This window comes from Streptomyces sp. NPDC002463 (assembly GCF_042889835.1).
Taxonomy (GTDB): domain Bacteria; phylum Actinomycetota; class Actinomycetes; order Streptomycetales; family Streptomycetaceae; genus Streptomyces; species Streptomyces nymphaeiformis.
Genome location: NZ_JBIARL010000001.1, coordinates 702,235 through 715,701, shown reverse-complemented (window position 1 = coordinate 715,701; position 13,467 = coordinate 702,235). Strand labels below are relative to the sequence as shown.

General features: G+C 68.7%; 16 protein-coding genes. 15 read left to right on the top strand and 1 reads right to left on the bottom strand.

Annotated features, from left to right (window positions below; translation table 11 throughout):
- The 11 genes from rplO to truA all read left to right on the top strand — a co-directional run bounded on the left by rplO (position 1) and on the right by truA (position 7,849).
- Positions 1–456: a 50S ribosomal protein L15 gene (gene rplO, locus ACFYX3_RS03275; RefSeq protein ID WP_030687807.1), complete on the top strand. Its 456-nt coding sequence runs from the start codon at positions 1–3 to the stop codon at positions 454–456.
- A gap of 167 nt (positions 457–623) precedes the next feature.
- Entirely contained in the window at positions 624–1,943 is a 1,320-nt protein-coding gene (secY, locus tag ACFYX3_RS03270) for a preprotein translocase subunit SecY (protein ID WP_389007511.1), read from the top strand.
- Positions 1,943–2,590: an adenylate kinase gene (locus ACFYX3_RS03265; protein WP_376591500.1), complete on the top strand. Its 648-nt coding sequence runs from the start codon at positions 1,943–1,945 to the stop codon at positions 2,588–2,590. The genes secY and ACFYX3_RS03265 overlap by 1 nt, the downstream gene beginning before the upstream one ends.
- A gap of 96 nt (positions 2,591–2,686) precedes the next feature.
- Positions 2,687–3,538 carry a type I methionyl aminopeptidase gene (gene map / locus ACFYX3_RS03260; protein WP_389007508.1) on the top strand — a complete coding sequence of 284 codons (852 nt, stop codon included), beginning with the start codon at positions 2,687–2,689 and terminating at the stop codon, positions 3,536–3,538.
- 161 nt (positions 3,539–3,699) lie between these two features.
- Entirely contained in the window at positions 3,700–3,921 is a 222-nt protein-coding gene (infA, locus tag ACFYX3_RS03255; RefSeq protein WP_003956442.1) for a translation initiation factor IF-1, read from the top strand.
- A gap of 61 nt (positions 3,922–3,982) precedes the next feature.
- Positions 3,983–4,096, top strand: coding sequence for a 50S ribosomal protein L36 (gene rpmJ, locus ACFYX3_RS03250; protein ID WP_003956441.1), 114 nt, complete (start codon positions 3,983–3,985; stop codon positions 4,094–4,096).
- Between the two features lie 189 nt (positions 4,097–4,285).
- Complete coding sequence (gene rpsM, locus ACFYX3_RS03245; RefSeq protein WP_116159336.1) at positions 4,286–4,666, top strand: 30S ribosomal protein S13; 381 nt, start codon at positions 4,286–4,288, stop codon at positions 4,664–4,666.
- A gap of 66 nt (positions 4,667–4,732) precedes the next feature.
- Positions 4,733–5,137 (top strand): 30S ribosomal protein S11, encoded by a 405-nt coding sequence (rpsK, locus tag ACFYX3_RS03240; protein ID WP_003956432.1) that lies wholly within the window; start codon positions 4,733–4,735, stop codon positions 5,135–5,137.
- Between the two features lie 132 nt (positions 5,138–5,269).
- The gene (locus tag ACFYX3_RS03235; protein WP_004946635.1) at positions 5,270–6,292 is read left to right on the top strand and encodes a DNA-directed RNA polymerase subunit alpha; all 1,023 of its coding nucleotides are present in this window, start codon (positions 5,270–5,272) and stop codon (positions 6,290–6,292) included.
- A gap of 146 nt (positions 6,293–6,438) precedes the next feature.
- Complete coding sequence (gene rplQ / locus ACFYX3_RS03230; protein ID WP_189847048.1) at positions 6,439–6,909, top strand: 50S ribosomal protein L17; 471 nt, start codon at positions 6,439–6,441, stop codon at positions 6,907–6,909.
- A gap of 82 nt (positions 6,910–6,991) precedes the next feature.
- The gene (gene truA, locus ACFYX3_RS03225) at positions 6,992–7,849 is read left to right on the top strand and encodes a tRNA pseudouridine(38-40) synthase TruA (RefSeq protein WP_359507645.1); all 858 of its coding nucleotides are present in this window, start codon (positions 6,992–6,994) and stop codon (positions 7,847–7,849) included.
- Here truA and ACFYX3_RS03220 read toward each other — a convergent pair.
- Positions 7,820–8,803: a hypothetical protein gene (locus tag ACFYX3_RS03220; protein WP_389007505.1), complete on the bottom strand. Its 984-nt coding sequence runs from the start codon at positions 8,801–8,803 to the stop codon at positions 7,820–7,822. The two genes, truA and ACFYX3_RS03220, sit on opposite strands and share 30 nt — an antisense overlap.
- 56 nt (positions 8,804–8,859) lie before the next feature.
- On the opposite strand from ACFYX3_RS03220, the gene ACFYX3_RS03215 reads away from it, so the two are divergent.
- The 4 genes from ACFYX3_RS03215 to glmM all read left to right on the top strand — a co-directional run bounded on the left by ACFYX3_RS03215 (position 8,860) and on the right by glmM (position 13,443).
- Positions 8,860–10,482: an ABC-F family ATP-binding cassette domain-containing protein gene (locus ACFYX3_RS03215; RefSeq protein ID WP_389007503.1), complete on the top strand. Its 1,623-nt coding sequence runs from the start codon at positions 8,860–8,862 to the stop codon at positions 10,480–10,482.
- Between the two features lie 489 nt (positions 10,483–10,971).
- Positions 10,972–11,415: a 50S ribosomal protein L13 gene (gene rplM / locus ACFYX3_RS03210; protein ID WP_041130788.1), complete on the top strand. Its 444-nt coding sequence runs from the start codon at positions 10,972–10,974 to the stop codon at positions 11,413–11,415.
- A 44-nt stretch (positions 11,416–11,459) separates the two neighbouring features.
- The gene (gene rpsI, locus ACFYX3_RS03205) at positions 11,460–11,972 is read left to right on the top strand and encodes a 30S ribosomal protein S9 (protein WP_116159332.1); all 513 of its coding nucleotides are present in this window, start codon (positions 11,460–11,462) and stop codon (positions 11,970–11,972) included.
- A 112-nt stretch (positions 11,973–12,084) separates the two neighbouring features.
- Positions 12,085–13,443 (top strand): phosphoglucosamine mutase, encoded by a 1,359-nt coding sequence (gene glmM, locus ACFYX3_RS03200; RefSeq protein WP_389007500.1) that lies wholly within the window; start codon positions 12,085–12,087, stop codon positions 13,441–13,443.
- Positions 13,444–13,467: the final 24 nt, after the last annotated feature.

Below are 13,467 nucleotides of genomic sequence, written 5' to 3'. Positions count from 1 at the left end.
ATGGCGGAGAACAACCCGCTGAAGGCCCACAACCTCCGTCCCGCCCCGGGCGCCAAGACCGCGAAGACCCGTGTGGGTCGCGGTGAGGCCTCGAAGGGTAAGACGGCCGGTCGTGGTACGAAGGGTACGAAGGCCCGCTACCAGGTTCCGGAGCGCTTCGAGGGTGGCCAGATGCCCCTCCACATGCGTCTTCCGAAGCTGAAGGGCTTCAAGAACCCCTTCCGCACCGAGTACCAGGTCGTGAACCTGGACAAGCTCACCGCGCTCTACCCGCAGGGTGGCGAGGTCACGGTGGCCGACCTGGTCGCCAAGGGTGCCGTTCGCAAGAACCAGCTCGTCAAGGTCCTGGGCCAGGGCGAGGTCTCCGTGGCGCTGCAGGTGACGGTCGACGCCGTCTCCGGCTCCGCCAAGGAGAAGATCGCCGCCGCCGGCGGCACCGTCACCGAGCTCGTCTGAGACGACTCGATGGCCTGAACATCCGACCGGGGATGCCTCTCAAAAGGGGCATCCCCGGTTGGTCGTTCCTAGGGGGGCATGGTCGCCGGTAAGGTGGCGTGCAACTCTGTCCTTTACCTCAAGACCGTCACCTCTGACGCACGTGCGCGGGGGTCGCAGGAGGCACCGTGCTCACCGCGTTCGCCCGGGCGTTCAAGACGCCCGACCTGCGCAAGAAGCTGCTCTTCACGCTCGCCATCATCGTGCTGTACCGCCTCGGGGCCCACATCCCGGTCCCCGGCGTCAGCTACGAGGCCGTCCAGCAGTGTGTCAAGCAGGCCAGCGAGGGCAACAACAGCCTGTTCGGCCTGGTCAACATGTTCAGTGGCGGGGCGCTGCTGCAGATCACCATCTTCGCGCTCGGCATCATGCCGTACATCACGGCGAGCATCATCCTGCAGCTGCTGACCGTCGTGATCCCCCGCCTCGAAGCCCTCAAGAAGGAGGGTCAGTCCGGCACTGCCAAGATCACGCAGTACACCCGGTACCTGACCGTGGCTCTCGCCATCCTCCAGGGCACCGGTCTCGTCGCGACCGCCAAGAGCGGTGCGCTCTTCAGCGGCTGCATCGTCGCCGACCAGGTCGTGCCCGATCAGTCGATCTTCACCATCGCCACCATGGTCATCACGATGACCGCGGGCACCGGTGTCGTCATGTGGCTCGGTGAGCTCATCACCGACCGCGGCATCGGCAACGGCATGTCGATCCTGATGTTCATCTCGATCGCCGCCGGCTTCCCGGGCGCCCTGTGGGCCATCAAGCAGAGCGGCAAGCTCGCCAAGGGCTGGATCGAGTTCGGCACCGTCATCCTCATCGGCTTCGTGATGGTGGCCCTCGTGGTCTTCGTCGAGCAGGCCCAGCGACGCATCCCGGTGCAGTACGCGAAGCGGATGATCGGCCGCAGGTCGTACGGCGGTACGTCCACTTACATCCCGTTGAAGGTGAATCAGGCAGGTGTGATTCCTGTCATCTTCGCGTCGTCGCTTCTCTACATCCCGGCCCTGATCGCGCAGTTCTCGAACAGCACCGCGGGCTGGAAGACCTGGATCGAAGCCCACTTCGTCAAGGGTGACCACCCCTATTACATCGCCGCCTACTTCCTCCTGATCGTGTTCTTCGCCTTCTTCTACGTGGCGATCTCGTTCAACCCCGAGGAAGTCGCGGACAACATGAAGAAGTATGGTGGCTTCATCCCGGGTATCCGGGCTGGTCGACCTACTGCCGAGTATCTGAGCTACGTGCTCAACCGGATCACTTGGCCGGGCTCGCTGTACTTGGGTCTGATCGCTCTTGTGCCGACGATGGCGTTGGCAGGCTTCGGTGGCGCCAATGCCAACTTCCCCTTCGGCGGGACGAGCATCCTCATCATCGTGGGTGTGGGGCTGGAGACCGTGAAGCAGATCGAGAGCCAGCTCCAGCAGCGCAATTACGAAGGGTTCCTCCGCTGATGCGAATCGTCCTCGTCGGACCGCCCGGTGCGGGCAAGGGCACGCAGGCCGCGTACCTCGCCAAGAACCTGGGCATCCCGCACATCTCTACGGGCGACCTGTTCCGTGCCAACATCTCGCAGGGCACGCCGCTGGGCGTAGAGGCGCAGTCGTACATGAAGGCCGGCCAGCTCGTGCCGGACTCCGTGACGATCGGGATGGCCGAGGACCGCATGCGCCAGGCGGACGCCGAGGGCGGCTTCCTGCTCGACGGGTTCCCGCGGAACGTGGCCCAGGCCGAGGCCCTGGACGCCTTCCTGAAGGCCGGCGGCATCGAGCTGGACGCCGTCCTGGACCTCGAGGTCCCCGAGGACGAGGTCGTGAAGCGGATCGCGGGTCGCCGCATCTGCCGCAACGACTCCTCGCACGTCTTCCACGTGACGTACAACGCCCCGAAGACCGAGGGCGTCTGCGACGCCTGCGGCGGCGAGCTGTACCAGCGCGACGACGACACGGAGGAGACCGTCCGCAAGCGTCTGGCGGTCTACCACACCGAGACCGAGCCGATCATCGACTACTACCGGGCGCAGAACCTGGTCGCGACGATCTCGGCGCTCGGCAAGGTGGACGAGGTCACCGCCAAGGCGATGGACGCGCTCAAGAAGTAACCCTGGTTCGTTCGATACGGCCGCGGTGCCCCTCGGGGGCGTCGCGGCCGTATCGTTGTTCTGTTCCCCGTACTCGAAGGAAAGGCCGCGGCCACGATGGTGCAGATCAAGACCCCCGAGCAGATCGCGAAGATGCGCGAGGCGGGGCTGGTCGTCGCCGCCATCCACGCGGCGACCCGCGAGGCGGCCGTGCCGGGTGCGACGACGAAGGACCTCGACGAGGTCGCGCGCAAGGTCATCGCCGACCACGGGGCGAAGTCGAACTTCCTCGGGTACGGCGGCTTCCCCGCGACGATCTGCACCTCGGTGAACGAGGTCGTCGTCCACGGCATCCCCGACGAGAAGACCGTCCTCAAGGACGGCGACATCATCTCGATCGACTGCGGCGCGATCGTGGACGGCTGGCACGGCGACGCCGCGTACACCGCCTTCGTCGGCACCGGTCACGCCCCGGAGCTGGTCGAGCTCTCCCGGGTGACCGAGGAGTCGATGTGGGCCGGCATCGCGGCGATGAAGCTCGGCAACCGCCTGGTGGACATCTCCAAGGCGATCGAGTCGTACATCAAGCGCCAGCCGCGTCCCGCGGTGGGCGACCACAGCCTCGGCCGCTACGGCATCATCGAGGACTACGGCGGCCACGGCATCGGTACGGAGATGCACATGGACCCGCACCTCCTGAACTACGTCTCCCGCAAGCGCGGCAAGGGTCCCAAGCTGGTCCCCGGCCTCTGCCTGGCGATCGAGCCGATGGTCTCCCTGGGCACCCCGCGCACGGAGGTCCTGGAGGACGACTGGACGGTCGTCACGACCGACGGCACCTGGTCCTCCCACTGGGAGCACTCCATCGCCCTGACCGAGGAGGGCCCGCTGGTCCTCACGGCGGTCGACGGCGGCAAGGCGAAGCTCGCCGAGCTGGGCGTCACGGCGGCGCCGGACCCGCTGGCGTAGGGCGGTTTCGTCCTTTGCGTAATGATCTTCTACGGTGGGCAGACTTCCCGATTCGTCTTTTCCTGGGGCCTGACGTAGACTGATGCGTCGGCTCTCGTGTACCCGTGTGCCTGCACGCGGCGAAGAGAGTCGATCAAGGTAGCCGATTCGAAAGGCGAAGCGTGGCCAAGAAGCAAGGTGCCATCGAAATCGAGGGCACCGTGATCGAGTCCCTCCCGAACGCCATGTTCAAGGTGGAGCTCCAGAACGGTCACAAGGTCCTCGCGCACATCTCCGGCAAGATGCGGATGCACTACATCCGAATCCTCCCGGACGACCGGGTCGTCGTGGAGCTCTCTCCGTACGACCTGACGCGTGGCCGGATCGTCTACCGGTACAAGTAGATCTTGCCCGCACCCGCCCTCTGCGCGGGTGGTGGCACTGACCCGGAGAACCTCACATCCCATGAAGGTCAAGCCGAGCGTCAAGAAGATCTGCGACAAGTGCAAGGTGATCCGCCGTCACGGCCGGGTCATGGTCATCTGCGACAACCTGCGCCACAAGCAGCGCCAGGGCTGACGCACGCCGACCGACCTGCATCTCGCAGTTCTTCGCGCGACGCATAGCAATACGTACATACGCAGAGCCCGTCCGACCGTGTCCCACGGTTGACGGCACCTCCGGCGGGGGCCGGGGACCCGACCTGTACCTCATACGGCAGCCGGGATCGGTTCTGCAGCAGACCCCCGAGAACACAGGAGCCATTGAATGGCACGCGTTTCCGGTGTTGACATCCCGCGTGACAAGCGTGTGGTGGTCGCACTCACCTACGTCTTCGGTATCGGGCGCACCCGGTCCGAGGAGATCCTCGCCGCGACCGGCGTGAACGAGTCCATCCGTGTCCGCGACCTTGCCGAGGAAGACCTCGTCAAGATCCGCGAGTACGTGGACGCCAACCTCCAGACCGAGGGTGACCTCCGCCGCGAGATCGCCGCCGACATCCGCCGCAAGGTCGAGATCGGCTGCTACCAGGGCCTCCGCCACCGTCGTGGCCTGCCCGTCCGCGGTCAGCGCACCAGCACGAACGCTCGTACCCGCAAGGGCCCGCGTCGCGCCATCGCCGGTAAGAAGAAGCCGGGCAAGAAGTAGTCCTCAGCGGACGCTTGACCAAGCGGTCTTCGCTGTAGGACCGACCACCTCCCGTAGGAGTTATAGATGCCCCCCAAGGGTCGTCAGGGCGCTGCCAAGAAGGTGCGCCGCAAGGAAAAGAAGAACGTCGCTCACGGCCACGCGCACATCAAGAGCACGTTCAACAACACGATCGTCTCGATCACGGACCCCTCGGGCAACGTGATCTCCTGGGCCTCCGCCGGCCACGTCGGCTTCAAGGGCTCGCGCAAGTCCACCCCCTTCGCCGCGCAGATGGCCGCCGAGTCGGCCGCCCGCCGCGCGCAGGAGCACGGCATGCGCAAGGTCGACGTCTTCGTCAAGGGTCCCGGCTCCGGCCGTGAGACCGCGATCCGCTCCCTCCAGGCCACGGGCCTCGAGGTCGGTTCGATCCAGGACGTCACCCCCACGCCGCACAACGGCTGCCGTCCCCCCAAGCGCCGCCGCGTCTGACGCACGGGCTGCTTGAGCAGGACTTTTCGGGCGGTGCGACCCTTCGTGGGACGTACCGCCCGTACCCTTGCAGTACGCAGTACCCCCGAGGACGTCAAATAGTGGGCGTCCACGAATGAAGGAATCACAGACATGCTTATCGCTCAGCGTCCGTCGCTGACCGAAGAGGTCGTCGACGAGTTCCGCTCCCGGTTCGTCATCGAGCCGCTGGAGCCGGGCTTCGGCTACACCCTCGGCAACTCCCTCCGCCGTACCCTCCTCTCCTCGATCCCGGGTGCCGCTGTCACCAGCATCCGCATCGACGGTGTCCTGCACGAGTTCACCACCGTGCCGGGCGTCAAGGAGGACGTCACCGACCTCATCCTCAACATCAAGCAGCTGGTCGTCTCCTCGGAGCACGACGAGCCGGTCGTGATGTACCTGCGCAAGCAGGGCCCGGGTCTGGTCACCGCCGCCGACATCGCGCCCCCGGCCGGTGTCGAGGTGCACAACCCCGACCTCGTTCTGGCGACCCTGAACGCCAAGGGCAAGCTGGAGATGGAGCTGACCGTCGAGCGCGGTCGCGGCTACGTCTCCGCCGTCCAGAACAAGCAGGTCGGCCAGGAGATCGGCCGCATCCCGGTCGACTCGATCTACTCGCCGGTCCTCAAGGTCACCTACAAGGTCGAGGCGACCCGAGTCGAGCAGCGCACCGACTTCGACAAGCTCATCGTCGACGTCGAGACCAAGCAGGCCATGCGCCCGCGCGACGCCATGGCGTCCGCCGGCAAGACCCTGGTCGAGCTGTTCGGTCTCGCCCGCGAGCTCAACATCGACGCCGAGGGCATCGACATGGGCCCGTCCCCGACGGACGCCGCCCTCGCCGCCGACCTGGCGCTGCCGATCGAGGAGCTCGAGCTCACCGTTCGTTCGTACAACTGCCTCAAGCGTGAGGGCATCCACTCCGTGGGTGAGCTCGTCGCCCGCTCCGAGGCCGACCTGCTCGACATCCGCAACTTCGGTGCGAAGTCGATCGACGAGGTCAAGGCGAAGCTGGCCGGTATGGGCCTCGCGCTGAAGGACTCGCCGCCCGGATTCGACCCGACCGCCGCCGCCGACGCCTTCGGCGCCGACGACGACGCGGACGCCGGTTTCGTCGAGACCGAGCAGTACTAGTCGCAGTCTTGCTGCGGACCGGTTTCGGCTGGTCGCGCAGTTCCCCGCGCCCCCATGGGGGCGCGGGGTCTCCGACGGGTGACCGCCCGCTCGGACACTGACATCGGTACCTCATACGGCCGGTGCAGATCACAAGGAGAAACACCATGCCGCGTCCCGCGAAGGGTGCCCGCCTCGGCGGTTCCGCCGCGCACGAGAAGCTGCTCCTCGCCAACCTGGCGAAGTCGCTCTTCGAGCACGGCCGCATCACCACGACCGAGGCCAAGGCCCGTCGCCTGCGTCCGGTCGCCGAGCGCCTGATCACCAAGGCGAAGAAGGGCGACATCCACAACCGTCGCCTGGTGCTGCAGACGATCACCGACAAGGGCGTCGTCCACACCCTCTTCACCGAGATCGCCCCGCGTTACTCGGAGCGTCCGGGTGGCTACACCCGCATCACCAAGATCGGCAACCGTCGTGGCGACAACGCCCCGATGGCCGTGATCGAGCTGGTCGAGGGCGAGATCGCCAAGAAGGCGACCGTTGCCGAGGCCGAGGCCGCCACCAAGCGCGCCGTCAAGGAGGCCGACGAGGCCGCCGCCGTCGAGGCGACCGAGGACGAGGCGAAGGACGCGTAAGCGTTTTTCGTACGTTTCTCGTGAGCGGGCCCGTACCCCCTGGGGTGCGGGCCCGTTCCCGTGTCTTTGAGAGGATCTTCGCGTGAGCGATGACGTGCAGGACGGGTTCGTACGGGTTCGGCTCGACCTTTCGTACGACGGCAAGGACTTCTCCGGCTGGGCCAAGCAGGCCCAGGGGCAGCGGACCGTGCAGGGGGAGATCGAGGACGCCCTGCGGACCGTCACCCGGTCCAAGGAGACGTACGAGCTGACCGTCGCCGGCCGGACCGACGCCGGGGTGCACGCGCGCGGCCAGGTCGCCCATGTCGACCTGCCCGTGGACGTGTGGGCCGAGCACCGGGACAAGCTGCTGCGGCGGCTCGCCGGGCGGCTCTCCCACGACGTGCGGGTGTGGTCGGTGGAGGAGGCTCCCGCCGGCTTCAACGCCCGGTTCTCCGCCGTCTGGCGCCGCTACGCCTACCGCGTCACCGACAACCCCGGCGGCGTCGACCCGCTGCTCCGCGGGCACGTGCTCTGGCACGACTGGGCCCTCGACATGGACGCCATGAACGAGGCCGCCACCGCGCTCGTCGGCGAGCACGACTTCGCCGCGTACTGCAAGAAGCGCGAGGGCGCCACCACCATCCGCACGCTCCAGGTGCTGCGCTGGGAGCGGCGCGAGGACGGGATCCTGGAGGCGACCGTCAAGGCGGACGCCTTCTGCCACAACATGGTCCGCTCGCTCGTCGGCGCCCTGCTCTTCGTCGGCGACGGCCACCGGCCGGTCGACTGGCCCGGCAAGGTGCTCGCCGCCGGCGTCCGGGACTCGGCCGTCCACGTCGTGCGGCCGCACGGCCTCACCCTCGAAGAGGTCGGCTACCCGGCGGACGAGCTGCTCGCCGCCCGCAGCCGGGAGGCGCGCAACAAGCGGTCACTCCCCGGAGTCGGCGGCTGCTGCTGAGGCCTGGGCGCGGCCCCGGGCGTAGATCTGGTTGAAGGCGAAGGTGCCGAGGTCGTCGCTGGCCTGGAAGACGGGCTCGTCGGCCTTGGTGACCTTCCTGCCGTTGGCGAAGCCGGCCTGGGTGAAGTACGCGTACCGGCCGATCGCGTTCGAGCGGCGCAGGCAGACGGTGGCGTGGCAGAAGTCACCCACGCCCGCGCCCGTCAGGGGCGCGATGCCGCCGGCGGCCTGGTCCTTCGCCTTCTGGGCCGCCGCCTCGGAGGGGAAGACGGCGACGCCGACGGTGATCGCCACGCCGTCCTTCACGTAGGTGGCGCGGAGCACCCGCTCGCAGCCGTGCCTCTTCAGGACCGTGCCGAGGCCGCCCTGGGTGACGGCCGCGCAGTTCGTCGTGGCGGAGGTCGCGCCCTTCTTGTACGCGCGGCCGCTCATGGTCAGCTTCTTGCCCGGGAAGAGGCCCTCGGCGCTGAGCGGGGCCTTGTCCTTCTTCGGGTCGGAGATGTAGTCCTTCGGGTTCGGCGGGGGCGGCGGCGCCACCGACGAGAACGTCGGCTCGGGCGTCGGCGTGCCCGTGGGGGAGACCGTGCCGGTGGGGACCGGGTTCTTGGCCTCGTCGTTCTTCTTGTTCGTGCTCACGACGGCGGTCGCGACGATCGCGCCCACGGCCACCGTGGCCACGACGCCGCCGGCGATCATCAGGAGGCGCTTGCGGCGGCCGCGCGAGGCCGAGGCGTCGGCCAGGGCGCCCCAGTCGGGGGTGTCAGTGCTGCCCTGCGCGCCGGGAAAGGGGTTCGGCTGCTGCTGCGGCTGGTGGGGCTGCGGGTAGCCGTAGCCCGGCTGCTGCCCCTGCCCCTGCCCTTGCTGCGGCGGATACCCGTACCCGGGCTGCTGTCCGTACCCCTGCTGCCCCTGCTGCTGCGGCTCCTGCGGCCACTGCGGTCCCCCAAAGCTCATGCCGCGCATCCTAAACCGGTTGGGCGAGGCCCAGGCGGGCGGTGACAATGCATCCCATGGGACATGTCGAGGCCGCACATCTGGAGTACTACCTTCCCGACGGGAGGGTCCTGCTCGGGGACGCCTCCTTCCGGGTCGGAGAGGGCGCCGTCGTCGCCCTCGTCGGGGCCAACGGCGCCGGCAAGACGACACTGCTCCGGATGATCGCGGGGGAGCTCCAGCCGCACGGCGGCACCGTCACCGTCAGCGGCGGGCTCGGCGTGATGCCGCAGTTCGTCGGCTCCGTACGGGACGAGTCCACCGTCCGCGACCTGCTGGTCTCCGTCGCCCAGCCCCGGATCCGGGAGGCGGCGAAGGCCGTCGACGAGGCCGAGCACCTGATCATGACCGTCGACGACGAGGCCGCGCAGATGAAGTACGCGCAGGCCCTCAGCGACTGGGCCGAGGTGCAGGGGTACGAGGCCGAGACCCTCTGGGACATCTGCACGATGGCCGCGCTGGGCGTCCCGTACGACAAGGCGCAGTTCCGGCAGGTCAGGACCCTCTCCGGCGGTGAGCAGAAGCGGCTCGTCCTGGAGTCGCTGCTGCGCGGCCCCGACGAGGTGCTGCTGCTCGACGAGCCGGACAACTACCTCGACGTGCCCGGCAAGCGGTGGCTCGAGGAGCGGCTGCGGGAGACCCGTAAGACCGTGCTCTTCATCTCCCACGACCGGGAGCTGCTCTCCCGGGGCGCGCAGAAGATCATCGCGGTCGAGCCCGGCCCGGCCGGATCGGACGTCTGGGTGCACGGCGGCGGCTTCGACACCTTCCACGAGGCGCGGCGGGAGCGGTTCGCCCGCTTCGAGGAGCTGAAGCGGCGCTGGGACGAGAAGCACGCGCAGCTGAAGAAGCTGGTGATCAACCTGCGGCAGGCGGCCGCGGTCAGCCACGAGATGGCGTCGCGGTACGCGGCGGCGCAGACGCGGCTGAGGAAGTTCGAGGAGGCGGGTCCGCCGCCGGAGCCGCCGCGCGAGCAGGACATCCGGATGCGGCTGCGCGGCGGGCGGACCGGGGTGCGGGCCGTGACCTGCGAGAACCTCGAACTGACCGGTCTGATGAAGCCGTTCTCCCTTGAGATCTTCTACGGGGAGCGGGTCGCCGTCCTCGGCTCGAACGGGTCCGGGAAGTCGCACTTCCTGCGGCTGCTCGCCGGTGACCCCTCGGTCGCGCACACGGGCGACTGGAAGCTCGGCGCGCGGGTCGTGCCGGGGCACTTCGCGCAGACCCACGCGCACCCGGAGCTGGCCGGGCGGCCGCTCGTCGACATCCTGTGGACCGAGCACGCCAAGGACCGGGGCGCGGCGATGTCGGTGCTGCGGCGGTACGAGCTGGAGCGGCAGGGGGACCAGCCGTTCGACAAGCTGTCGGGCGGGCAGCAGGCGCGGTTCCAGATCCTCCTCCTCGAGCTGGCGGGTACGACGGCGCTGCTGCTCGACGAGCCGACGGACAACCTGGACCTGGAGTCGGCGGAGGCGCTCCAGGAGGGCCTCGAGTCGTACGAGGGCACGGTGATGGCCGTCACGCACGACCGGTGGTTCGCGAAGAGCTTCGACCGCTTCCTGGTCTTCGGGTCGGACGGTGTCGTACGGGAGACGTCGGAGCCGGTGTGGGACGAGCGGCGGGTCGAGCGGGCGCGGTGACCTCGGGCGGTCGGCGGAACTCGGCCTCGGGCCACGGCCGGCGGACGGAGTCCGGCGCAGCCGGGCGAAGCCGGGGAGGCCCCCGGGGCCGAGGCGTGTGAGGGCGGCGGGGGGGAGAGGTCGAGCGGCGGGTCGAGCGGGCGCGGTGACCTCGGGCGGTCGGCGGAACTCGGCCTCGGGCCACGGCCGGCGGACGGAGTCCGGCGCAGCCGGGCGAAGCCGGGGAGGCCCCCGGGGCCGAGGCGTGTGAGGGCGGCGGGGGAGAGGGGTCTCACGGCGTTTTGACCCGTCGGGGGTGGCGCGGGTACTGTTGCGGTTTGTTATGCGTATTGGCTTCGTCGTTCTCACGCGAAGGGCCCTTACGCAGGTTCCCTGGAGCAGTTACCAGTGGCTCGCATACGGGCGATGATCCCGGCAGTGCAGGCCCCAGCTGCATGATCGCTTCAGGTGTGTCTGGACTCCATCCACTGAAGAAGCGAAGGCTACGAAGTGCGTACGTACAGCCCCAAGCCTGGCGATGTCACTCGCCAGTGGCACATCATCGACGCGCAGGACATCGTCCTGGGCCGTCTGGCGACGACGGCTGCGAACCTCCTGCGAGGCAAGCACAAGCCGGTCTACGCCCCCCACATGGACATGGGCGACTTCGTCATCATCATCAACGCCGACAAGGTTCACCTGTCCGGCAACAAGAAGACCCAGAAGATGGCCTACCGCCACTCTGGCTTCCCGGGTGGTCTGCGCTCCGTCCGTTACGACGAGCTGCTCGACAAGAACCCCGAGAAGGCCGTCGAGAAGGCCATCAAGGGCATGATCCCCAAGAACTCCCTGGGCCGTCAGATGCTCTCGAAGCTGAAGGTCTACGCGGGCGAGAACCACCCGCACGCTGCCCAGCAGCCGGTTCCGTTCGAGATCACCCAGGTCGCGCAGTAATTCCGGCCACACCCCCTAAGAACGAAAGAAATCTGAGGAGCATCGTGGCCGAGACCACCCCCGAGATCCCCGTCGACGAGTTCGAGGGCGTCGAGGAGTACACCACCGAGACCGAGCTCGTCGAGGGTGAGTACACCTCCGAGTCGCTCGCGTCCCGCTTCGGCGACCCGCAGCCGGCCGCCGGCCTGGGCCGTCGCAAGAACGCCATCGCCCGCGTCCGGATCGTTCCGGGCACCGGCAAGTGGAAGATCAACGGTCGCACCCTTGAGGACTACTTCCCCAACAAGGTGCACCAGCAGGAAGTCAACGAGCCCTTCAAGGTGCTCGAGCTCGACAACCGCTACGACGTCATCGCCCGCATCGCGGGTGGCGGTGTCTCCGGCCAGGCCGGCGCCCTGCGCCTCGGCGTGGCCCGTGCGCTGAACGAGGCGGACGTCGAGAACAACCGCCCGGCGCTGAAGAAGGCCGGCTTCCTCTCCCGTGACGACCGCGCGGTCGAGCGGAAGAAGGCCGGTCTCAAGAAGGCCCGCAAGGCTCCGCAGTACAGCAAGCGCTAATCACGCCTGCTCGCTGCTTTCGTACGCCCCGGCGGCACTGCCCGTGCCGTCGGGGCGTACGTTTTTTCATAACCTCTTTCAGAACCTGGGCACATATTTTCGGAGGACAGCTGTGGGACGACTCTTCGGCACGGACGGCGTACGCGGCGTCGCCAACGCGGACCTGACGGCGGAGCTCGCGCTCGGCCTGTCCGTCGCGGCCGCGCACGTGCTCGCCGAGGCGGGCACCTTCGAGGGCCACCGGCCGACCGCCGTGGTCGGGCGGGACCCGCGCGCCTCCGGAGAGTTCCTCGAAGCGGCCGTCGTCGCGGGCCTCGCCAGCGCCGGCGTCGACGTGCTGCGCGTCGGCGTCCTGCCCACCCCGGCCGTGGCCCACCTCACCGGCGTCCTCGGCGCCGACCTCGGCGTGATGCTCTCCGCCAGCCACAACGCCATGCCCGACAACGGCATCAAGTTCTTCGCCCGCGGCGGCCACAAGCTCGCCGACGACCTCGAGGACAAGATCGAGGCCGTGTACGAGGAGCACCGCACCGGCGCCCCGTGGGAGCGCCCGACCGGTGCCGGCGTCGGCCGTGTGCGCGACTTCGGCGAGGGCTTCGAGACGTACGTCTCGCACCTCATGACCGTCCTCCCGAACCGCCTCGACGGCCTCAAGATCGTCCTCGACGAGGCCCACGGCGCCGCCTCCCGCGTCTCGCCCGAGGCCTTCTCCCGCGCCGGCGCGCAGGTCGTCACCATCGGTGCCGAGCCCGACGGCCTCAACATCAACGACGGCTGCGGCTCCACCCACCTGGACCTGCTCAAGGCCGCCGTCGTCGAGCACGGCGCCGACCTGGGCATCGCCCACGACGGCGACGCCGACCGCTGCCTCGCCGTGGACGCCTCCGGCAACGAGGTCGACGGCGACCAGATCCTCGCCGTGCTCGCCCTCGCCATGCGCGAGGCCGGCACCCTGCGCGGCGACACCGTCGTCGCGACCGTCATGTCCAACCTGGGCTTCAAGCTCGCCATGGAGGGCGCGGGCCTGAACCTCGTCCAGACCGCGGTCGGCGACCGCTACGTCCTGGAGTCCATGAAGGAGAACGGCTACGCCCTCGGCGGCGAGCAGTCGGGCCACGTCATCGTGCTCGACCACGCCACCACCGGCGACGGCACCCTCACCGGCCTGATGCTGGCCGCTCGCGTCGCCGCCACCGGCAAGTCGCTCGCGGACCTCGCCGGCGTCATGGAGCGGCTGCCGCAGATCCTCATCAACGTCAAGGACGTCGACAAGTCCCGGGTGAACACCTCCGGCGAGCTCGCCGCGGCCGTCACCGACGCCGAGCGCGAGCTCGGCTCCACCGGCCGCGTCCTGCTGCGCCCCTCCGGCACCGAGCCGCTGGTCCGCGTCATGGTCGAGGCCGCCGACATCGAGCAGGCCCGCGCGGTCGCGCAGCGCCTCGCGGATGTCGTGAAGTCCGCGCTGGGCTAGGCTTTCTGAGGCACCGTCATGCAG